The following is a 22004-nucleotide window of genomic DNA, read 5'->3' on the forward strand; positions in this document are numbered from 1 at the left end:
AAGACGGTCATTATAGCCCAACATCGCGCAGCAGTTCGCGCAGTTCCTGCGTCGTATCGACGAGATGCTGGGCCTGCCAGTCGGCCGGCGCGGCGCCGTCGCCGCAGTAACCGTACGCGGCCGCGACCGTCGCCATGCCGGCAGCGCTGCCGGCCTGAATGTCGCGCAGATCGTCGCCGACGTAGACGATGCGCGCCGGCGCGAGCGTCAACTGGTCGGCCGCGTGCAGCAGCGGGGCCGGGTGCGGCTTCGGGTGCGGCGTTGTGTCGCCCCCGACGACGCAGGCGGCGCGCGGCGCAAGACCGAGCAGATCGACGAGCGGCGTCGTAAGCCGCATCGCCTTGTTCGTGACGATGCCCCAGCGCACGCCGCGCGCATCGAGTTCGTCGAGCACGTCGCCGATGCCGGGGAACAGCGTCGTATGCACGCAGATATCCGTCGCGTAGTTGCTGAGGAACTCGTCGCGCATCGCTTCGTAGCCGGGCGTGTGCGGATCGATGCCGAATGCACCGCCGAGCAGGCCGCGCGCGCCGGCCGAGGCCAGCGGCCGCAGCGCGTCGAGCGGCGTTTCGGGCAGGCCGCGTACGCGCTGCATCTTGTTGACGGCAGCGGCGAGATCGGGCGCCGTGTCGGCAAGCGTGCCGTCCAGGTCGAACAGCACCGCGTCGCAGTGCAGCAGGCGCGGTTCGTCGAGTGCGGCCCGCGCGGGCGAAAGGGGAGTCGTCATGCCGGTCGGAGGGTCACGCGCCGCGGCGGCACGCGACGAGGTAGTTGATGTCGGTGTCGTGCGACAGCGCGAAGCGCTTGCCGATCGGGTGATACGTGATGCCCTTGATCTCCACGATGTGCAGATCGGTCGCACGCACGAAGCCGGCCAGTTCCGACGGGCGGATGAAGCGCGCATAGTCGTGCGTGCCCTTCGGCAGCATTTGCGCGATGTACTCCGCGCCGATCACCGCGAACAGGTAGGACTTCAGGTTCCGGTTCAACGTCGAGAAGAACACCCAGCCGCCCGGCTTCACGAGCGTCGCGCACGCGGCGACGACATCGCCGGGCGACGGCACGTGCTCGAGCATCTCCATGCACGTGACGACATCGTAAGTGCCCGGTTCGCGCGCGGCGATCGCTTCGGCGGCGATCGCCTCGTAGTCGACCGCGATGCCGCTTTCGAGGCTGTGCAGGTCGGCAACGCCGAGTGCTTCGGTCGACAGGTCGATACCTTTCACCTGGGCGCCGAGTCCGGCCATCGACTCGGACAGGATGCCGCCGCCGCAGCCGATGTCGAGTGCGCGCTTGCCGGCCAGGTGCGCATGCGCGTCGATCCAGCCGAGCCGGACCGGGTTCAGGTCGTGCAGCGGCTTGAATTCGGCATTCGGATCCCACCACCGATGGGCGAGGTCGCTGAATTTCTGGAGTTCGTGCGGATCGGCGTTGGTCATGTCGGCAAACGGGCTACGGAAGGAGGGCGGTGCTGCGGTTCGTCAGCCCCGAGTATATAAGCGGGCGGACGACGAGGCCAGTGAGCGCCCGGACGGGCATCAATGAAAAAGCCCCGCCGGAGCGGGGCTTTGAAGCAGTCGAAAACCGCGGCTTACTGTGCCGGAACGGTCGTCTTCTGGACTTCTTGCGTACCAACCACTTCGACTTCCACGCGACGGTCCGGTGCGAGGCAGGCGATGAGTTGCTTGCGGTTCTTCTGGTTGCAGCCAGTCGTAACCGGGTTGCGCTTGCCCTTGCCTTCCGTGTAGATCTTGTTGGCCGGCACACCCTTGCTGACCAGGTACGACTTCACGGCTTGCGCACGGCGCAGCGACAGACGGTCGTTGTACTTGTCCGAACCGATGCGGTCCGTGTAGCCCGTTGCGACGACCACTTCCGTGTTCATGCCCTGGATCTTCGAGGACAGTTCGTCCAGCTTCTGCTTGCCCAGCGGCTTGAGCGTTGCCTTGTCGAAGTCGAACAGCGCGTCAGCTTGATACGTGATCTTCTGGCTCGTGATGGCCGGAGCGGGGGTCGGAGCGACCGGCGGCGTCGGTGCCTGGGCGACCAGTGCGCCATCGCACTTCGCGTTGGCGGTGGCCGGCGTCCAGAATGCATCGCGCCAGCACAGCTCGTTCGTGCCGTTCATCCACACCCATTCGCCCGTGCCGTTCACCCAGTTGTCGTTGACGGCTTGACGCGACGCCGGCACCGACTGTGCCGAAGCGGATGCAGCCATAACTGCGGTAGCTGCAATGAACGCGAGCTTTGAAAGTTTATTCATATTTCTCCTCTCGAAATTGAGATTACCGCAGGTTTACTGCGAGCCTGTTGACGGTGACAAGTCATACATTGCTCGAAGTATAACATTGGTGCGGCACAAAAACGCGGCACCGCTCTGTGTAGACTTTAGACTTCGAGCAGCGTCTGACCTTCAGTGCGTTGGCATTTTGCCATATCGTTCCCTTCCTACGAAAAAAAATCCTCCCCACCCTAAGATCGCCTCAACGTTTGTGGTGCATGCGCAACACCGACCTGCCGCAACTTTCAGAGATTGTCAAGAGTGTGTCGGCGAAATTGCGCGGATGCGTGCAACTGTTTACGCGTGCGCGTGAAACAAACCGGGCGCGATCGCCGGTGACGTCGAGTCGTGTGCGGTTCCGGCCGGTTCGCCGCGCCGCGATTTTCGCTAGTTATATATAGAGGGGGAGGCGAATTTGCGGCTGATGGGCGCATGTTAGAATCTCGCGTTGCGTTGCGCATGCAGCGCCCACGCGAAAGGCGTTCGCCGTCTTCGCTCCGAAACGATACGGATACATGGATCAATTCGCCAAAGAGACCCTGCCCACCTCCCTAGAGGAGGAAATGCGCCGTTCGTATCTCGATTACGCGATGAGCGTGATCGTCGGACGTGCCCTCCCGGATGTCCGCGATGGCCTGAAGCCCGTGCACCGGCGCGTGTTGTTCGCGATGCACGAACTGAACAACGACTGGAACCGCGCGTACAAGAAGTCGGCGCGTATCGTCGGTGACGTGATCGGTAAGTACCACCCTCACGGCGACACCGCGGTCTACGACACGATCGTGCGGATGGCGCAGGACTTCTCGCTGCGCTACATGCTGATCGACGGGCAGGGCAACTTCGGCTCGATCGACGGCGATAATGCCGCGGCGATGCGTTACACCGAAATTCGCATGGCGAAGATCGGTCACGAGCTGCTCGCCGACATCGACAAGGAAACGGTCGATTTCGAGCCGAACTACGACGGCAACGAAACGCAGCCGTCGGTCCTGCCGTCGCGCATTCCGAACCTGCTGATCAACGGCTCGTCGGGCATCGCGGTCGGCATGGCGACCAACATCCCGCCGCACAACCTGAACGAAGTCGTCGACGCGTGCCAGCACCTGCTGAACAACCCGGAAGCGACGATCGACGAACTGATCGAGATCATCCCCGCGCCGGACTTCCCGACGGCCGGCATCATCTACGGCGTCGCCGGCGTGCGCGACGGCTACCGCACCGGGCGCGGCCGCGTCGTGATGCGTGCGGCCACGCACTTCGAGGAAATCGACCGCGGCCAGCGGATGGCGATCATCGTCGACGAGCTGCCGTACCAGGTGAACAAGCGCTCGCTGCTCGAGCGGATTGCCGAACTCGTCAACGAGAAGAAGCTCGAAGGCATCTCCGACATCCGCGACGAGTCCGACAAGAGCGGCATGCGTGTCGTGATCGAGCTCAAGCGCGGTGAAGTGCCGGAAGTCGTGCTGAACAACCTGTACAAGGCGACGCAGCTCCAGGACACGTTCGGCATGAACATGGTCGCGCTCGTCGACGGCCAGCCGAAGCTGCTGAACCTGAAGGAAATCCTGCAGTGCTTCCTGTCGCATCGACGCGAAGTGCTGACGCGCCGCACGATCTACGAACTGCGCAAGGCCCGCGAACGCGGCCACGTGCTCGAAGGTCTCGCGGTCGCGCTCGCGAACATCGACGAATTCATCGCGATCATCAAGGCCGCGCCGACGCCGCCGATCGCGAAGCAGGAATTGATGGCGAAGCCGTGGGATTCGTCGCTCGTTCGCGAGATGCTGACGCGTGCCGAGAGCGAGAACGCGGCGGCCGGCGGCCGCTCCGCGTACCGCCCGGAAGGCCTGAACCCGGCGTTCGGCATGCAGGTCGACGGGCTGTACCGCCTGTCCGACACGCAGGCCCAGGAAATCCTGCAGATGCGTCTGCAGCGCCTGACCGGCCTCGAGCAGGACAAGATCATCGGCGAGTATCGCGAAGTGATGGCGCAGATCGCCGACCTGCTGGACATCCTCGCGCGCCCCGAGCGGATCACGACGATGATCGGCGAGGAACTCACGTCGGTGAAGGCCGAATTCGGCGACGCGCGCCGCTCGAAGATCGAGCTGAACGCGACCGAGCTGAACACCGAGGATCTGATCACGCCGCAGGACATGGTCGTCACGATGTCGCATGCGGGCTACGTGAAGTCGCAGCCGCTGTCCGAGTACCGCGCGCAGAAGCGCGGCGGTCGCGGCAAGCAGGCGACGCAGATGAAGGAAGACGACTGGATCGAGACGCTGTTCATCGCGAACACGCACGATTACATCCTGTGCTTCTCGAACCGCGGCCGCGTGTACTGGGTCAAGGTCTATGAAGTGCCGCAGGGCTCGCGCAACTCGCGCGGCCGCCCGATCGTCAACATGTTCCCGCTGCAGGATGGCGAGAAGATCAACGTCGTGCTGCCGGTCAAGGAATTCTCGGCCGACAAGTTCATCTTCATGGCGACGTCGCTCGGCACCGTGAAGAAGACGCCGCTCGAAGCGTTCAGCCGTCCGATGAAGAAGGGCATCATCGCGGTCGGCCTCGATGACGGCGACTTCCTGATCGGTGCGTCGATCACCGACGGCGCGCACGACGTGATGCTGTTCTCCGACGCCGGCAAGGCCGTGCGCTTCGACGAGAACGACGTGCGCCCGATGGGGCGCGAGGCGCGCGGCGTGCGCGGCATGCAGCTCGAGGACGGGCAGCAGGTCATCGCGATGCTGGTCGCGGGCAGCGAGGAGCAGACCGTGCTCACCGCGACCGAGAACGGCTACGGCAAGCGCACGCCGATCACCGAGTACACGCGCCACGGCCGCGGTACGAAGGGTATGATCGCGATCCAGACGTCCGAGCGCAACGGCAAGGTCGTGGCCGCGACGCTCGTCGACGCCGAGGATCAGATCATGCTGATCACGACGGCCGGCGTGTTGATTCGCACCCGCGTATCCGAGATTCGCGAGATGGGGCGTGCCACGCAAGGTGTTACACTCATCAGTCTCGATGAGGGTACCAAGCTCTCTGGCCTGCAGCAGATTGCGGAGGCCGAGGAGGGCGATGGCGAGGCCGACGAGGCGTCGGACGGCGAAGCCTGAAGAACGGATGAGACTCTGGCCGCCGCGGGCGTGAAGCGCCGCGGCCGGCGAGCAACCATTCATATTTCCAAAAGGGAGTGATGATGCAAAAGCAATTCAAGCAACTGGTCCTGCTGGCTGCACTGGTGCCGACGTTCGCGATGGCGCAAGCGCTGTCGAATTCCGCACCGGCGCCCGCCGCGGCAGCTGCGCCGATCGACGCCGACAAGAAGGCAGCGATCAAGGATCTGCTCGACGCGATCGACGCGCCGAAGCTCGTGTCGGCAATCGGCAACAGCGCCGAAATGCAGGCCAAGCAACTCGTACCGGCGATCCTGTCGGACGCACTGTCGGAAAACAAGACGCTGAACGACAAGCAGAAGCAGGCTGCCGTTCCGACGCTGCAGAAGAACGCGGTGCCGAAGCTGGTCGACGGCGCGGGCAAGGTGTTCGGCACGCAGCAGTTCCAGAACGACGCGATGTCGGCTCAGTACGACGCATACGCGAAGTACTACAGCACGTCGGAGATCAAGGATCTGACGACGTTCTACAAGAGCCCGACGGGCCGCAAGTTCATCCAGGTTCAGGATCAAGTCGGTCGCGACGTGGTCAACGGCCTGATGCAGAAGTACATGCCGCAAGCGATCCAGGCGACGCGCACGCAGGCTGACAAGGAAGTCGCAGCAGTCAAGCCGGGCAAGTAAGCCGGTCGGGCACGCCCCCCGGCCGTTCGGCCGGGTTTGGCGAGAGCCTGACGACAGTGCGATAATGGCCGTTTGCGCGCGAGCGCAAGCGGCCATTCCTTTTCTGGCGCCGCTCATTTGCAACTGACATGCGGCGGCGAGCCGCCGGTCGCGTCCCTCCCGAGGTTTTCACGATGCGCGTCTTTAATTTCTCCGCCGGCCCTGCGGCGATGCCCGAGGAAGTGCTGCGGCAGGCCGCCGACGAAATGCTCGACTGGCACGGCAGCGGCATGAGCGTGATGGAGATGAGCCATCGCGGCAAGGAATTCATGTCGATTCACGAGGCCGCGCTGACCGACCTGCGCGACCTGCTCGGCGTGCCGGCAAGCCACCGGATCCTGTTCCTGCAGGGCGGCGGCATCGCGGAAAACGCGATCGTGCCGATGAACCTGCTCGGGTCGCGCAAAACCGCCGATTTCGTCGTGACGGGCTCGTGGTCGCAGAAATCGTTCGGCGAGGCGAAGAAATTCTGCACGCCGCATCTCGCCGCGATCGGCAAGACGGAAGACGGCTTCACGCGTGCGCCGGCGCGCGCCGAATGGCAACTGTCGGACGATCCGGCCTACGTGCATCTGTGCACCAACGAGACGATCGACGGCGTCGAGACGTTCGAGATCCCCGATCTCGGCGACGTGCCGCTGGTCGCGGATGTCTCGTCGCATATCCTGTCGCGCCCGATGGACGTCGCGAAATACGGCGTGCTGTTCGGCGGCGCGCAGAAGAATATCGGAATGGCCGGCGTGACGGTCGTGATCGTTCGCGAGGATCTGCTCGATCGCGCGCTGTCGATCTGCCCGTCCGCGTTCGAATGGAAGACTGTCGCCGAGAACAACTCGCTGTACAACACGCCGCCCACCTACGCGATCTACATCGCGGGCCTCGTGTTCCAGTGGCTGAAGCGGCAGGGTGGCCTCGAAGCGATCGAGGCCCGCAATATCGAAAAATCGAAGCTGCTCTATGACACGATCGATACGAGCAGCTTCTATCTGAACAAGGTCGAGCCGGCAGCGCGTTCGCGGATGAACGTGCCGTTTTTCCTGGCCGACGAAACGCGCAACGAAGACTTCCTTGCCGGCGCAAAGGCGCGCGGGCTGCTGCAGCTGAAGGGCCACAAGTCCGTCGGCGGCATGCGGGCGTCGATCTACAACGCGGTGCCGCTCGAGGGCGTGAAGGCGCTCGTCGAGTACATGAAGGACTTCGAGCAGCGCGGCGCCTGACGGCGGCGCTGTTCAAACAGCACGGCAAAACGCATGGACGACGAACTGAATTCCCGCCTGAAACCGCTGCGCGATCGCATCGACGCGATCGACGCGCAGCTGATCGCGCTCCTGAACCAGCGCGCCGCGGTGGCGCTGGAAGTGGGCGAGGTCAAGAAGCATTTCAACGCGCCGGTGTTCCGGCCGGAGCGCGAGCTGCAGGTGATCGCGCGGCTGCAGGACATGAGCGCGGGGCCGCTCGCGAGCGAGCACATCAGCGCAATCTGGCGCGAGATCATGGCGGCGAGCCGCGCGCTCGAGCAGACGATCCACGTCGCGTTCCTCGGGCCGGTCGGCACGTACAGCGAACAAGCGATGCTCGAGTATTTCGGCCAGTCGATCGAAGGGCTGCCGTGCCCGTCGATCGACGAGGTGTTCCGCTCGGTCGAGGCCGGTGCGTCCGCGTTCGGTGTCGCGCCGGTCGAGAATTCGACCGAAGGCGCCGTGTCGCGCACGCTCGACCTGCTGCTGCAGACGCAGCTGGTGATCAGCGGCGAGCTCGCGCTGCCCATCCACCACAACCTGCTCACGCAGAGCGGCACGCTCGATGGCGTGAAGCGCGTCTGCGCGCATGCGCAGGCGCTCGCGCAATGCCAGCAGTGGCTTGCGGCGAATGCGCCGCAGCTCGAGCGGCAGGCGGTTGCGAGCAACGCAGAGGCCGCGCGTCTCGCGGCGGCCGATCCGACCGTCGCGGCGATCGCGGGCGACCGCGCGGCCGCGCATTACGGCTTGCAGATCGCGTTCTCGCTGATCCAGGACGATCCGCACAACCGCACGCGCTTCGTGATCGTCGGCAAGCAGCCGGCCGGGCAAAGCGGTCACGACCAGACGTCGCTGATCGTGTCGGTGAAGAACGAGCCGGGCGCCGTATTCAAGCTGCTCGAACCGCTCGCGCGGCACGGCGTGTCGATGACGCGCTTCGAGTCGCGTCCGGCGCGCGTCGGCACGTGGGAGTACTACTTCTACATCGACATCGAAGGGCACCGCGACGATGCGGCAGTCGCGGCCGCGCTCGCGGAACTCGGCCAGAAGGCCGCGTTCCTGAAGATACTCGGTTCGTATCCGAGCGCACGCTGACGCGCGGCGGCCCGTCGCCTGCTCGCACAGGCGTGGCGGCCAGGCGGGCAGGGCAGGCTGGTCGGCGCTGCCGAAGGCGGGTTCGGGCGGCATCCGGAGCAGGTTGCGCCGGGTGCGGGCCCGTTGCCCGGAATCTGGAAATCCGTGTGCGGGGCGTCGTTCCGCACGCGTAACTTGGCTCTTGTCGTGTCAGGCTTTGCATTCAACAAACTGGTCATCTTCGGTGTCGGCCTGATCGGCGGATCGCTGGCCCGCGCGCTGCGCGAGCGCGCGCCGGGCGGCGCGGGCGAGATTGTCGGCGTGGGCCGTTCGCGCGCATCGGTCGAGCGTGCGCTGTCGCTCGGCGTGATCGACCGCGCGGCGGCGCTCGACGACGACGTGCAGTTGCGCGACGCGCTTGCGGGCGCCGATCTCGTGCTGCTGGCTGCCCCCGTCGCGCAGACGGGCCCGTTGCTCGCGCGCATCGCGCCGTGGCTCGCCGATGCGACGATCGTCACCGATGCGGGCAGCACCAAGTCCGATGTTGTCGCGGCCGCGCGCGAAGCGCTCGGTGCGCGGATCGCGCAGTTCGTGCCGGGGCATCCGATCGCCGGCCGCGAGTCGAGCGGCGTCGAGGCCGCGTTGCCGGACCTGTACGTCGGCCGCAACGTCGTGCTGTGCCCGCTGCCGGAGAACGCGCCCGAATCGGTCGCGCGGATCGACGCGATGTGGCGTGCGACCGGCGCCGACGTGCGCACGATGAGCACCGAGCAGCACGATCGCGTGTTTGCGTCGATCAGCCATCTGCCGCACCTGCTGTCGTTTGCGCTGGTCGAGCAGATCCTCGGCGAGGCGGACGCGGAACTGAAATTCTCGTACGCGGCGGGCGGCTTCCGCGATTTCACGCGCATCGCGGCGTCTAGCCCGGAGATGTGGCGCGACGTGTGCGTCGCGAACCGCGCGGCGCTGCTCGACGAACTCGACGGCTACACGCGCGTGCTCACGCGGCTGCGCGAGGCGATCGACGCCGGCGACGGCGCCGCGCTCGAAGCCGTGTTCACGCGTTCGCGCGCCGCACGCAAGGCATGGCAGGAGCGCGGCGGCACGCCTGCTGCCGAACCGGTCAAGAAATAACAGGACGATTCCCATGGACTATCTCGATCTCGGCCCTTACTCCAGTGCATCGGGCACCGTGCGCCTGCCCGGCTCGAAGAGCATCTCGAACCGCGTGCTGCTGCTCGCGGCGCTCGCCGAAGGCGAAACGACGATCACCAATCTGCTCGACTCCGACGACACGCGCGTGATGCTCGATGCACTCGGCAAGCTCGGCGTGAAGCTTGCGCGCGATGGCGACACCTGCGTCGTTACGGGCACGCGCGGCGCGTTCACCGCGAAGACGGCCGACCTGTTCCTCGGCAACGCGGGCACGGCTGTGCGGCCGCTGACTGCCGCGCTCGCGGTGAACGGCGGCGACTATCGCGTGCACGGCGTGCCGCGCATGCACGAGCGGCCGATCGGCGATCTCGTCGACGGCCTGCGGCAGATCGGCGCGCAGATCGACTACGAACTGAACGAAGGCTACCCGCCGCTGCGGATCAAGCCCGCCACGATCTCGGTCGATGCGCCGATCCGAGTGCGCGGCGACGTGTCGAGCCAGTTCCTCACGGCGCTGCTGATGACGCTGCCGCTCGTGAAGGCGAAGGACGGCAGGACCGTCGTCGAGGTCGACGGCGAACTGATCTCGAAGCCGTACATCGACATCACGATCCGGCTGATGGAGCGTTTCGGCGTGGTCGTCGAGCGTGACGGCTGGCAGCGCTTCGTCGTGCCGGCCGGCGTCCGCTACCGCTCGCCGGGGCGGATCATGGTCGAGGGCGACGCGTCGTCCGCGTCGTACTTCCTCGCGGCCGGCGCGCTTGGCGGCGGCCCGCTGCGTGTCGAGGGCGTGGGGCGCGCGAGTATCCAGGGCGACGTCGGTTTCGCGAATGCGTTGATGCAGATGGGCGCGAATGTGACGATGGGCGACGACTGGATCGACGTACGCGGCATCGGCCACGACCACGGCAAGCTCGAGCCGATCGACATGGACTTCAACCTGATCCCCGATGCGGCGATGACCATCGCGGTCGCGGCGCTGTTCGCGAAAGGCACGAGCACGCTGCGCAACATCGCGAGCTGGCGCGTGAAGGAAACCGATCGCATCGCCGCGATGGCGACCGAATTGCGCAAGGTTGGCGCGATCGTCGAGGAAGGTCCCGACTATCTCGTCGTCACGCCGCCGGAAAAGCTCACGCCGAACGCGGCGATCGACACGTACGACGATCACCGGATGGCGATGTGCTTCTCGCTCGTCAGCCTGGGCGGCGTGCCCGTGCGGATCAACGATCCGAAGTGCGTCGGCAAGACGTTCCCCGACTATTTCGACCGCTTCGCCGCGCTCGCCAAAGCCTGACCCGACTGTTCCGATGAAATCGACCCGACCCTTTCACCCGACTCCCGTCATCACGATCGACGGCCCGACCGCTTCCGGCAAGGGCACCGTCGCGGCGCTCGTTGCCGCGCACCTTGGCTTCCACCTGCTCGACAGCGGCGCGCTGTACCGTCTCGCGGCGCTCGCAAGCGTGCGCTACGGCATCGCGGAGGAGGACATCGACGCGCTGGTGAAACTGATCGACGACCTTCACATCACGTTCCGCGAAGGTTGCGCGCAGCTCGACGGCGTCGACGTGTCGAACGACATCCGCGCCGAAGCGGTCGGCAACCGCGCGTCGGCCATCGCCGTGCACGGGCCCGTGCGCACCGCGCTCGTCGCGCGCCAGCGCGCGTTCCGCAAGACGCCGGGCCTCGTTGCCGACGGCCGCGACATGGGTACGGTGATCTTCCCGGACGCCGTGCTGAAGGTGTTCCTGACGGCCAGCGCCGAGGCGCGCGCGGCCAGACGGCATAAGCAATTGATGCAAAAAGGTTTTTCTGCTAATATAGATGACTTGCTCCGGGATCTTCGTGAACGTGACGCGCGCGACAGCAATCGCGCGGCCGCGCCGCTGAAGCCCGCGGCAGATGCCATGCTGCTCGATACGTCGGCACTTTCGGTTGATGAAGCAGTCGACCAGGTGCTGCAGTGGTACCGGGCGCTCGGCCAGCCCGCCTGAGAAGGCGGGCAGCGGTAGGAGCTCCGCGTCGCAAGCGCGGAGCGTGTTTCGAACCCTTAACCCCGTGTGGAACTCGATCTGGCCCTTTCAGCCTGCCATTCCGGCCGGCGTGGCACAGCGACCCATGCACAATCAGATTTTTATGTCCGACCTGCAAACCTCCACCCCGAATACCGAATCCTTTGCGGCTCTGTTCGAAGAGTCGCTGACCCGCCAAGACATGCGCGCCGGCGAAGTGATTTCCGCCGAAGTCGTGCGCGTCGACCACAACTTCGTGGTCGTCAATGCAGGCCTGAAGTCCGAGGCTTACATTCCGATCGAGGAATTCCTGAACGATCAGGGCGAGGTTGAGGTGCAGTCGGGCGATTTCGTGTCCGTCGCGATCGACGCACTCGAAAACGGCTACGGCGACACGATCCTGTCGCGCGACAAGGCGAAGCGCCTTGCATCGTGGCTGTCGCTGGAAAAGGCCCTCGACAACAACGAACTCGTCACCGGCACGATCACCGGCAAGGTGAAGGGCGGCATGACCGTGATGGTCAACGGCATCCGCGCGTTCCTGCCGGGTTCGCTGGTCGACACGCGTCCGGTCAAGGACACGACCCCGTACGAAGGCAAGACGCTCGAGTTCCGCGTGATCAAGCTCGATCGCAAGCGTAACAACGTCGTGCTGTCGCGTCGTGCAGTGATCGAAGCGACGCAAGGCGAAGAGCGCGCGAAGCTGCTCGAGACGCTGAAGGAAGGCGCGATCGTCAACGGCGTGGTCAAGAACATCACCGACTACGGCGCGTTCGTCGACCTCGGCGGCATCGACGGCCTGCTGCACATCACCGACATCGCATGGCGTCGCGTGCGTCACCCGAGCGAAGTCCTGTCGGTTGGCCAGGAAGTCACCGCGAAGATCCTCAAGTTCGACCAAGAGAAGAACCGCGTCTCGCTGGGCATCAAGCAACTGGGCGACGATCCGTGGGAAGGCATCTCGCGCCGTTACCCGTCGGGCACGCGCCTGTTCGGCAAGGTCACGAACATCACCGACTACGGCGCATTCGTCGAAGTGGAATCGGGCATCGAAGGCCTCGTCCACGTGTCGGAAATGGACTGGACCAACAAGAACGTTGCTCCGTCGAAGGTTGTCCAGCTCGGCGACGAAGTCGAAGTCATGGTCCTCGAGATCGACGAAGACCGTCGTCGTATCAGCCTCGGCATGAAGCAGTGCAAGCCGAATCCGTGGGATGACTTCAGCCGCAACTTCAAGAAGGGCGACAAGATCACGGGCGCAATCAAGTCGATCACCGACTTCGGCGTGTTCATCGGTCTGCCGGGCGGCATCGACGGCCTGGTCCACCTGTCGGACCTGTCGTGGAGCGAAGCCGGCGAAGAAGCCGTTCGCAAGTACAAGAAGGGCGACGAAGTCGAAGCAATCGTGCTCGGTATCGACGTCGAGAAGGAGCGTATTTCGCTCGGCATCAAGCAGCTCGAAGGCGACCCGTTCAGCAACTACGTTGCAATGAACGACAAGGGTTCGATCGTCGACGGCGTCGTGAAGACGGTCGATGCGAAGGGTGCGGTCGTCACGCTGACGGGCGACATCGAAGGCTACCTGCGCGCGTCGGAAATCTCGCAGGATCGCGTCGAAGACGCACGCAACGTGCTGAAGGAAGGCGACAAGGTCAACGCGATGGTGATCAACATCGATCGCAAGTCGCGCGGCATCAACCTGTCGATCAAGGCGAAGGATTCGGCCGAGCAACAGGAAGCGATCCGCGGCCTGCAATCGGACTCCAGCGCTGCTGCGACCGGTACGACCAACCTCGGCGCGCTGCTGAAGGCGAAGCTCGACGGCCAGAACCAGTAAGCCTCACGAGGTCTGCTGAAGTATGACCAAATCCGAGTTGGTCGCGCAGCTGGCATCGCGATTTCCGCAACTTGTCCTCAAGGATGCGGATTTCGCGGTGAAAACGATGCTCGATGCGATGTCCGATGCCCTGGCGAAAGGGCATCGCATCGAAATTCGGGGTTTCGGCAGCTTCGGCCTCAACCGTCGCCCGGCACGCGTCGGACGCAACCCGAAGTCGGGGGAGAAAGTGCAGGTGCCCGAGAAGTTCGTGCCGCACTTCAAGCCTGGCAAGGAATTGCGTGAACGTGTCGACGGCCGCGCCGGTGAGCCGCTGAAGGCTGATGATCCGGACGACGAGCGTTGAGTGTCGTTCGGTTTGCCCGGAACCTGTCCGGCGAAGGCTGAAGAGAAAAGCGCCCCTAGCGGGCGCTTTTTTTATTTCCGGAGGCCGCGGCGCAATGGGGCACGCAGGATGTGCGCAGTCGCGGAAACGCTTCCTTTACAATACGGGTCGATTCGGTGCGACGAAGGGGAGTCGCGCGCCGCGGCAAACCTCAACAAAGAGAGGGCTTCATGAAGTTTATCGTCTGGCTGATCCGGGTATTGGTGTTCGTACTGCTGCTGGTGCTCGCGCTGGCCAATACGCAAACCGCGACGCTGAATTTTGTTGCCGGCTACGCATGGCAAGCGCCGCTGATCCTGATCGGTCTGGCGTTCTTCGGCGTGGGCCTGCTGGCTGGCCTGCTGTCCGCGCTGCCTTCGATCTTCCGTCTGCGTCTCGAGAACGGGCGCCTGAAGCGCGATCTGCGCGCGGCGCGCGAAACGCCTGCCGTCATCGACCAGCCGCCGATGCCGCCCGTCATTTAACACGGACGCCGCGCGATAATCGCGCGGTTTTCGTCTCTGCTTCGATATTTCGCATGGATCTGGATTTCTGGTGGTTGCTCGCGATTCCGGTCGCTTTCGCGCTCGGTTGGGCGGCGTCACGCTATGACCTGAAGAATCTCCTGTCGGAGAGTGCCAACCTGCCGCGATCGTATTTTCGCGGCCTGAATTTTCTGTTGAACGAACAACCCGACAAGGCGATCGACGCGTTCATCGAGGTCGCCAAGCTCGACCCCGAGACGGTCGAACTGCATTTCGCGCTCGGCAACCTGTTCCGCCGTCGCGGCGAAACCGACCGCGCAATCCGCGTGCACCAGAACCTGCTGAGCCGCACGGACCTGCCGGTCAACGAGCGCGACCACGCACTGTACGAGCTCGGCCAGGATTTCCTGAAAGCCGGCCTGCTCGATCGCGCCGAGGAGGCGTTCCACAAGCTCGCCGACGGCGACTACGCGCTCGGCGCGCAGCGGGCGCTGCTGACGATCTACGAGATCGAGAAGGACTGGAACAAGTCGATCGATACCGCGAAGCGCATCGAGTCGATGAGCGACAAACCGCTCGGCACCGAAATCGCGCAGTTTCACTGCGAACTCGCGCAGGACGCGCTGCAGCGCAAGAACGCCGCCGCGGCCGCAGAACAACTGCGGCTCGCGCTGACCGTGAACCCGCAGAACGTTCGCGCGACGATCCTGTCCGGCGATGCCGCGGAGGCGGAGGGCAACCACGCGGCCGCGATCGAGCACTGGAAGCGCGTCGAGGCGCAGAACCCGGCGTATCTGCCGCTCGTCGCCGACAAGCTGATGAAGGCCTATGTCGCGCTCGGCAGGAATGTCGACGGCGCGGAACTGCTGATGGGGTATGTCGACCGCTATCCGTCGAACGACCTGCTCGACATCGCGTATCAGCACATCGCGGGGTTGCGCGGCCAGGACGCGGCGCACACGCTCGCGCGCGCGCAGATGGAGAAATCGCCGAACCTGTCGGGGATGCTGCATCTGCTCGATGCGCAGATCGCGGCGGCCGACGAACCGCATCGTAAGGAACTTGAAATGATGCGTGCGCTGATCAAGCAGCGCACGAAAAATCTGCCACGGTATACGTGCCAGAATTGCGGTTTCCGGGCACGGCTCTTCTACTGGCAGTGCCCCGGATGCAGCGGCTGGGAAACCTATGCGCCGCGCCGCGTCGAACCTGCGATGTCGAGTTGATCCCGGCACGCGGAGCCAACGCGCTGCGGTTGTCGCCGGGCTTGTCCCGGCGGCCAAGTTAGTCAATTACCGGGAAGTACCGGAACATCTATGAAAATCACCATCATCGGCACCGGCTATGTCGGCCTCGTCACGGGCGCATGCCTCGCGGAGATCGGTCACGACGTCTTCTGTCTCGACGTCGATCTGCGCAAGATCGACATCCTGAATAACGGCGGCATGCCGATTCACGAACCGGGGCTGCTGGACATCATCGCGCGCAACCGCGCGGCAGGGCGCCTGCGCTTCTCGACCGACATCGAGGCGAGCGTCGCGCACGGCGAGATCCAGTTCATTGCGGTCGGCACGCCGCCCGACGAGGACGGCTCGGCCGACCTGCAATACGTGCTCGAGGCCGCTCGCAACATCGGCCGCCACATGACGGGCTTCAAGGTGATCGTCGACAAGTCGACGGTACCGGTCGGCACCGCGCAGCGCGTGCGCGGCGTGGTCGACGAGGCGCTTGCCGCACGCGGGCTCGCGGGCAGCGTCGCGCATCGCTTCTCGGTCGTGTCGAACCCGGAGTTCCTGAAGGAAGGCGCCGCGGTCGAGGACTTCATGCGTCCGGACCGGATCATCATCGGCGTCGACGACGACGAGACGGGCACGATCGCGCGCGAGAAGATGAAGAAGCTTTACGCGCCGTTCAACCGCAACCACGAACGGACGATCTACATGGACGTGCGTTCGGCCGAATTCGCGAAATATGCGGCGAATGCGATGCTCGCGACGCGTATCTCGTTCATGAACGAGATGTCGAATCTCGCCGACAAGGTCGGCGCCGACATCGAGGCCGTGCGCCGCGGGATCGGCTCCGATCCGCGCATCGGCTACCACTTTCTGTACGCGGGCGTCGGCTACGGCGGCTCGTGCTTCCCGAAGGACGTCCAGGCGCTGATTCGCACCGCGGGCGAGAACGGCCAGCCGCTGCGCATCCTGGAAGCCGTCGAGGCGGCCAACCATGCGCAGAAGGACGTGCTGATCGGCAAGATCGAGCAGCGCTTCGGCGCCGACCTGACCGGCCGCGAGTTCGCGGTCTGGGGCCTTGCGTTCAAGCCGAACACCGACGACATGCGCGAGGCGCCGAGCCGCCGCCTGATCGCCGCGCTGCTCGAGCGCGGCGCGACCGTGCGCGCATACGATCCGGTCGCGATCGACGAGGCGCGGCGCGTGTTCGCGCTGGATTTCGGCGACGATGCGGCGGCGCTCGCGCGGCTGCATCTCGTCGATACGCAGGACGTCGCCGTGACGGGCGCGGACGCACTCGTGATCGTGACCGAATGGAAGGAATTCCGGAGCCCCGATTTCACGCGCCTGAAGGCCGAACTGAAGGCGCCGGTGATCTTCGACGGGCGCAACCTGTACGAGCCGGACGCGATGGCCGAACTGGGCATCGACTACTACGCGATCGGCCGGCCGTATGTCGATCCCCAGTCGTCCTCCCGTGGCTGACCGCACGATGAATACGCCCCGCGAAGTCGTTCAGGTGCCGCGCGAGCAGCTCGCACGTTCACGCGTGCTTGTCGTCGGCGACGTGATGCTCGACCGTTACTGGTTCGGCAACGTCGATCGCATTTCGCCGGAAGCACCGGTGCCGGTCGTCCACGTGCAGCGTCAGGAAGAGCGGCTCGGCGGCGCGGCCAACGTCGCGCGCAATGCCGTGACGCTGGGTGGCCAGGCCGGGCTGCTGTGCGTCGTCGGCTGCGACGAACCCGGCGAGCGGATCGTCGAGCTGCTCGGCAGCAGCGGCGTGACGCCGCATCTCGAGCGCGACCCGGCGTTGCCGACCACGATCAAGCTGCGTGTGCTCGCGCGCCAGCAGCAACTGCTGCGCGTCGATTTCGAGGCAATGCCGACGCACGAGGTGCTGCTCGCGGGGCTCGCGCGCTTCGACGCGCTGCTGCCGCAGCACGACGTCGTGCTGATGTCGGATTACGCGAAAGGCGGCCTGACGCACGTCACGACGATGATCGAGAAGGCGCGTGCGGCCGGCAAGTCCGTCCTCGTCGACCCGAAGGGCGACGACTGGGCGCGCTACCGCGGCGCATCGCTGATCACGCCGAATCGCGCGGAGTTGCGCGAAGTGGTCGGGCAGTGGAAATCGGAAGACGATCTGCGTGCGCGTGTTGCGAAGCTGCGTGCGGAGCTCGACATCGACGCGCTGCTGCTCACGCGCTCGGAAGAGGGCATGACGCTCTTTTCCTCTACCGGCGAACTGCACGCACCGGCACTCGCGCGCGAGGTGTTCGACGTGTCGGGCGCGGGCGATACCGTGATCGCGACGGTCGCGACGATGCTCGGCGCAGGCGTGCCGCTCGTCGACGCGGTCGTGCTCGCGAATCGCGCGGCAGGCATCGTGGTCGGCAAGCTCGGCACGGCCACGGTGGACTACGACGAACTGTTTCACTGAGCGCATTCGGCGGCGCGACGAGCGCGTCGCACGAGTGGCTCGCACTTTTCAGGCAGGACGATCATGACCCTCATCGTCACCGGCGCAGCCGGTTTTATCGGCGCGAACATCGTCAAGGCGCTCAACGAGCGTGGCGAGACGCGCATCATCGCGGTCGACAACCTGACGCGCGCGGACAAGTTCCGCAATCTCGTCGATTGCGAGATCGACGACTATCTCGACAAGACGGAATTCGTCGAACGCTTCGCGCGCGGCGATTTCGGCAAGGTGCGCGCGGTATTCCACGAAGGCGCCTGTTCGGACACGATGGAAACCGACGGCCGCTACATGATGGACAACAACTTCCGCTACAGCCGCGCGGTGCTCGACGCCTGCCTCGCACAGGGCGCGCAGTTCCTGTACGCATCGTCGGCCGCGATCTACGGCGGCTCGACGCGTTTCGTCGAGGAGCGCGACGTCGAGGCGCCACTGAACGTGTACGGCTATTCGAAGTTCCTGTTCGACCAGGTGATCCGTCGTGTGTTGCCGACCGCGAAGAGCCAGATCGCCGGCTTCCGCTATTTCAACGTGTACGGCGCGCGCGAGACGCACAAGGGGCGCATGGCGTCGGTTGCATTCCACAACTTCAACCAGTTCCGCGCGGAAGGCAAGGTGAAGCTGTTCGGCGAGTACAACGGCTATGCGCCGGGCGAGCAGACGCGTGACTTCGTGTCGGTCGAGGACGTCGCGAAGGTGAACCTGTTCTTCTTCGACCATCCGGAGAAGTCGGGCATCTTCAACCTCGGCACGGGCCGTGCGCAGCCGTTCAACGACATCGCGTCGACGGTCGTGAACACGCTGCGCGCGCTCGACAACCTGCCGCCGCTGACGCTCGCGCAACAGGTCGAGCAGGGGCTGATCGAATACGTGCCGTTTCCCGATGCGTTGCGCGGCAAGTACCAGTGCTTCACGCAGGCCGACCAGACGAAACTGCGCGCGGCCGGCTACGACGCGCCGTTCCTGACCGTGCAGGAAGGCGTCGACCGCTACGTGCGTTGGCTGTCCGGCCAGGTTTAAACGGAAGCGTTGCATCGATAGACTGGGTCTCACGGTCGGCAGCCGCCGGCCGTTTTCATCGGAGATCCAGCACATGATCAGAAAATGGTTTGCCGCAGCGGTCATGCTCGGCGCAGTCGCGTCGGCCTGGGCGGCCGTCGACGTCAACACCGCGAACGAGGATGCACTCGTCGGCATCAAGGGCATCGGCCCGGCGCGTGCGAAGGCGATTCTCGACGAACGCGGCGCACGTGGCCCGTTCAGGAGTGCGGACGATCTCGCGTCACGCGTGAAAGGCATGGGCGGCCATACCGTCGAGCGACTTCAGCAGGAAGGGCTGACGATAGGCGCGGCCGGCTCAGGCGCGGCCGGCTCAGGCACGGCCGGCTCGGGCACCGCGGCTGCACCGGTCGCGGGCAAGCCGGCGGCAGCAAAGCCTGCCGCTGCACCTGCCCGCACCGCGCAGAAGTAACGCGTCGCGCGCGACCGACAAAGAGCTCCTTCAGTCGCCGTCATTGCGACGGCTTCCCGCGGCATGCCGCGGGTTTTTTGCGTGCGCACCGCGTGCGCGTCGATCGCGAATCGCGCGGCATGCGTATTCCATCGTCGCAAAGGGGTTGCCGGCGCGAGCGGCGGTGCTGGTTTACAATCGATCGATTGATCGGCCTCGTACTCACGGTATCTCCATGGCTTACAAAACTATCGAAGACACGATCGGCAATACGCCGCTGGTGCAACTGGTCCGCTTGCCGGACGACGAGATTCGCGCACGCAACAACGTGGTGCTCGCGAAGCTCGAAGGCAATAATCCGGCCGGTTCCGTGAAGGATCGCCCGGCGCTGTCGATGATCGGCAAGGCCGAGGCGCGCGGGCGCATCAAGCCGGGCGACACGCTGATCGAGGCGACGAGCGGCAACACGGGCATCGCGCTCGCAATGGCAGCGGCGATCCGCGGCTACAAGATGGTGCTGATCATGCCGGAGGACCTGTCGGTCGAGCGCCGCCAGAGCATGGCGGCCTATGGCGCCGAGATCATCCTCACGCCGGTGAAGGGCGGGATGGAACTGGCGCGCGACCTCGCGGACCAGATGCAACGCGAGGGCAAGGGTGTGATCCTCGATCAGTTCGCCAACCCCGACAACCCGGTCGCGCACTACGAAGCGACCGGCCCGGAGATCTGGCGCGACACCGACGGGCGCGTGACGCACTTCGTGTCGGCGATGGGCACGACCGGCACGATCATGGGCGTATCGCGGTATCTGAAGGAGCGGAATTCCGCGATCGAGATCGTCGGTGCACAGCCGGAAGAAGGTTCGCGCATTCCGGGCATCCGCAAGTGGCCGGAAGCCTATCTGCCGACGATCTTCGATCGCAGCCGCGTCGACCGCGTCGAGAACGTGAGCCAGGCCGCCTCCGAAACGATGGCGCGCCGGCTGGCGTCTGTCGAAGGCATCTTCGCGGGCATTTCGTCGGGCGGTGCGTGCGAAGTCGCGATGCGCATCGCGCGTCAGGTCGAGAATGCGACGATCGTGTTCATCGTTTGCGATCGCGGCGACCGCTATCTGTCCACGGGCGTGTTCCCGGCCTGAGCCCGGCCAGCACGCGATAAAAAAAGCGCCGCAGTTGCGGCGCTTTTTGTTTGGGCGGGTGCGTTGCTTACTGCGCTTGCTCGTCCGCGTTGGCCGGCTTCAGCGCGCCGTTCGCTTCCATCTGCGCCTTCACGGCCTCGCCGAGCTGATACACGGTGAGTGCGTAGAAGAAGCTGCGGTTGTAACGCGTCAGTACGTAGAAATTCTTGAGCCCGAGCATGTATTCGGTCGCGCGCCCCGGCGACGGCAGGTCGACCACGGTCACCGGCGTGCCGGCTTCGGTGGTGATGTTGACCGTCGGTTCGTTCAGCGTCATGCCCGCGCGCATCAGTTGCGACAGCGCCCAGTGCGGTTCGGGCTGGCCGTCGGCGGCGGCCTGTGCGATTCCCAGGCTGCCCGTGTCGGGCGTGATCTGCCAGACCACCGGGCGGTCGGTTTCCCAGCCGTGCTGCTTCAGGTAGTTCGCGACGCTGCCGATCGCATCGACAGGACTGCTGCGCAGATCGACGTGGCCCGTGCCGTCGAAGTCGACCGCATAGTCGCGAATGCTGCTCGGCAGAAACTGCGGAATCCCGATCGCGCCCGTGTACGAGCCGAGCACGGTGGTCGGGTCGAGCTGGTTGTCGCGGGTCCAGACCAGGAAATCCTCGAGGTTCTTGCGGAACGTTGCCTGGCGGCTGTCGCGATTCGGTGTTTCCGGATAGTCGAACGTGAGCGTCGTCAGCGCGTCGAGCACGCGGAAATTGCCCATGTAGCGGCCATAGATCGTCTCGACGCCGATGATGCCGACGATCACCTCGGGCGGCACGCCGAATTCCTCGGATGCGCGCTGCAGTGTCGCCTGGTTGGCCTTCCAGAACTTCACGCCCGCGTTGATGCGGATCGGCTCGATGAAGCGCGAGCGATAGACGCGCCAGTTCTTGACCGTCGGCGACGCGGCGGGCTTCACGAGCTTGACCGCCGTCGCCGAATAGCTGGTGCGTGAAAACAGCGCATGCAGGCTCGCGGAGTCGAAGCCGTTGCGGCTCACCATCTCGTCGATGAACGCGTCGACCTTTGCGTTGTTCGCGTAACGTTGCGGAACGATTTCCTCTTCGAAGGCCTGGCCTTGCGGCGCCGGCTGCTGGGGCTGGGCCTGTGCGACGCGCGTGCCGGCAGGCTTCGCGGGCTGCGTCTGCGCGCCGGCAGGCGCGGCGCCGAGGGCTGCGGCGACGGCGGTGACGACGAGCGGAGCGCGGACACGGAGCAGCGCGGAGAGAAGGGCGGCAGGCTTGCTGGAATTCATGTCGAAGCGGGCGGACAGGGCGATTGGGTTCGGCGCAGTATACCCGACGCATCCCACGCGCCGGGGCGATGCGGGCCCCCATTGTGGTAAGTTAGCGGCGAATTCGCGGCAGACGATGGACATCATTGAT

General features: G+C 65.1%; 20 protein-coding genes. 16 read left to right on the forward strand and 4 right to left on the reverse strand.

Annotated features, from left to right (window positions below; all coding sequences use genetic code 11):
• Positions 1 to 10: 10 nt before the first annotated feature.
• The 3 genes from gph to ompA all read right to left on the reverse strand — a co-directional run bounded on the left by gph (position 11) and on the right by ompA (position 2263).
• The gene (gene gph / locus R9B84_RS05185) at positions 11 to 727 is read right to left on the reverse strand and encodes a phosphoglycolate phosphatase (RefSeq protein WP_423759458.1); all 717 of its coding nucleotides are present in this window, start codon (positions 725 to 727) and stop codon (positions 11 to 13) included.
• 13 nt (positions 728 to 740) lie between these two features.
• Positions 741 to 1439 carry a bifunctional 2-polyprenyl-6-hydroxyphenol methylase/3-demethylubiquinol 3-O-methyltransferase UbiG gene (gene ubiG / locus R9B84_RS05190; protein WP_423759459.1) on the reverse strand — a complete coding sequence of 233 codons (699 nt, stop codon included), beginning with the start codon at positions 1437 to 1439 and terminating at the stop codon, positions 741 to 743.
• 152 nt (positions 1440 to 1591) lie between these two features.
• Positions 1592 to 2263: an outer membrane protein OmpA gene (gene ompA, locus R9B84_RS05195; RefSeq protein WP_047900114.1), complete on the reverse strand. Its 672-nt coding sequence runs from the start codon at positions 2261 to 2263 to the stop codon at positions 1592 to 1594.
• Positions 2264 to 2796: 533 nt separating this feature from the next.
• Between ompA and gyrA the strand changes: the two genes are divergently transcribed.
• The 16 genes from gyrA (at position 2797) to cysM (ending at position 20589) form a co-directional block, all read left to right on the forward strand.
• On the forward strand, positions 2797 to 5400 hold the full coding sequence (gene gyrA / locus R9B84_RS05200; RefSeq protein ID WP_047900115.1) for a DNA gyrase subunit A: 2604 nt from the start codon (positions 2797 to 2799) through the stop codon (positions 5398 to 5400).
• Positions 5401 to 5483: 83 nt separating this feature from the next.
• On the forward strand, positions 5484 to 6083 hold the full coding sequence (locus R9B84_RS05205) for a DUF2059 domain-containing protein (RefSeq protein WP_021157463.1): 600 nt from the start codon (positions 5484 to 5486) through the stop codon (positions 6081 to 6083).
• Between the two features lie 173 nt (positions 6084 to 6256).
• A complete protein-coding gene (serC, locus tag R9B84_RS05210; protein ID WP_423759460.1) occupies positions 6257 to 7339 on the forward strand; it encodes a 3-phosphoserine/phosphohydroxythreonine transaminase in 1083 nt (360 codons plus the stop codon).
• Between the two features lie 33 nt (positions 7340 to 7372).
• Positions 7373 to 8455 carry a prephenate dehydratase gene (pheA, locus tag R9B84_RS05215; RefSeq protein ID WP_423759461.1) on the forward strand — a complete coding sequence of 361 codons (1083 nt, stop codon included), beginning with the start codon at positions 7373 to 7375 and terminating at the stop codon, positions 8453 to 8455.
• Positions 8456 to 8641: 186 nt separating this feature from the next.
• On the forward strand, positions 8642 to 9568 hold the full coding sequence (locus R9B84_RS05220) for a prephenate dehydrogenase (protein WP_423759462.1): 927 nt from the start codon (positions 8642 to 8644) through the stop codon (positions 9566 to 9568).
• A gap of 13 nt (positions 9569 to 9581) precedes the next feature.
• Positions 9582 to 10886 carry a 3-phosphoshikimate 1-carboxyvinyltransferase gene (gene aroA, locus R9B84_RS05225; RefSeq protein WP_423759463.1) on the forward strand — a complete coding sequence of 435 codons (1305 nt, stop codon included), beginning with the start codon at positions 9582 to 9584 and terminating at the stop codon, positions 10884 to 10886.
• Between the two features lie 13 nt (positions 10887 to 10899).
• Positions 10900 to 11586 carry a (d)CMP kinase gene (gene cmk, locus R9B84_RS05230; RefSeq protein WP_423759464.1) on the forward strand — a complete coding sequence of 229 codons (687 nt, stop codon included), beginning with the start codon at positions 10900 to 10902 and terminating at the stop codon, positions 11584 to 11586.
• A 142-nt stretch (positions 11587 to 11728) separates the two neighbouring features.
• A complete protein-coding gene (gene rpsA / locus R9B84_RS05235) occupies positions 11729 to 13441 on the forward strand; it encodes a 30S ribosomal protein S1 (RefSeq protein ID WP_011544885.1) in 1713 nt (570 codons plus the stop codon).
• A gap of 22 nt (positions 13442 to 13463) precedes the next feature.
• Positions 13464 to 13787, forward strand: a complete 324-nt coding sequence (locus R9B84_RS05240; protein WP_006486894.1) for an integration host factor subunit beta — start codon at positions 13464 to 13466, stop codon at positions 13785 to 13787.
• Positions 13788 to 13996: 209 nt separating this feature from the next.
• The gene (locus R9B84_RS05245; RefSeq protein ID WP_047900121.1) at positions 13997 to 14290 is read left to right on the forward strand and encodes a lipopolysaccharide assembly protein LapA domain-containing protein; all 294 of its coding nucleotides are present in this window, start codon (positions 13997 to 13999) and stop codon (positions 14288 to 14290) included.
• Positions 14291 to 14343: 53 nt separating this feature from the next.
• Positions 14344 to 15516 (forward strand): lipopolysaccharide assembly protein LapB, encoded by a 1173-nt coding sequence (gene lapB, locus R9B84_RS05250; RefSeq protein WP_423759465.1) that lies wholly within the window; start codon positions 14344 to 14346, stop codon positions 15514 to 15516.
• A gap of 90 nt (positions 15517 to 15606) precedes the next feature.
• Positions 15607 to 17007 (forward strand): UDP-glucose dehydrogenase family protein, encoded by a 1401-nt coding sequence (locus R9B84_RS05255; protein WP_423759466.1) that lies wholly within the window; start codon positions 15607 to 15609, stop codon positions 17005 to 17007.
• A 7-nt stretch (positions 17008 to 17014) separates the two neighbouring features.
• Complete coding sequence (gene rfaE1 / locus R9B84_RS05260) at positions 17015 to 17965, forward strand: D-glycero-beta-D-manno-heptose-7-phosphate kinase (protein WP_053059933.1); 951 nt, start codon at positions 17015 to 17017, stop codon at positions 17963 to 17965.
• Between the two features lie 63 nt (positions 17966 to 18028).
• Positions 18029 to 19021, forward strand: a complete 993-nt coding sequence (gene rfaD / locus R9B84_RS05265) for an ADP-glyceromanno-heptose 6-epimerase (protein WP_034183439.1) — start codon at positions 18029 to 18031, stop codon at positions 19019 to 19021.
• A gap of 73 nt (positions 19022 to 19094) precedes the next feature.
• Positions 19095 to 19472, forward strand: coding sequence for a ComEA family DNA-binding protein (locus R9B84_RS05270; protein WP_423759467.1), 378 nt, complete (start codon positions 19095 to 19097; stop codon positions 19470 to 19472).
• 214 nt (positions 19473 to 19686) lie between these two features.
• Positions 19687 to 20589 (forward strand): cysteine synthase CysM, encoded by a 903-nt coding sequence (cysM, locus tag R9B84_RS05275; protein WP_423759468.1) that lies wholly within the window; start codon positions 19687 to 19689, stop codon positions 20587 to 20589.
• Between the two features lie 67 nt (positions 20590 to 20656).
• Here cysM and mltB read toward each other — a convergent pair whose 3' ends face one another.
• Positions 20657 to 22000 (reverse strand): lytic murein transglycosylase B, encoded by a 1344-nt coding sequence (gene mltB / locus R9B84_RS05280; protein WP_423759469.1) that lies wholly within the window; start codon positions 21998 to 22000, stop codon positions 20657 to 20659.
• Between the last annotated feature and the right edge of the window lie 4 nt (positions 22001 to 22004).

This window comes from Burkholderia sp. NLJ2 (genome assembly GCF_049487195.1).
Lineage (GTDB): Bacteria > Pseudomonadota > Gammaproteobacteria > Burkholderiales > Burkholderiaceae > Burkholderia > Burkholderia pyrrocinia.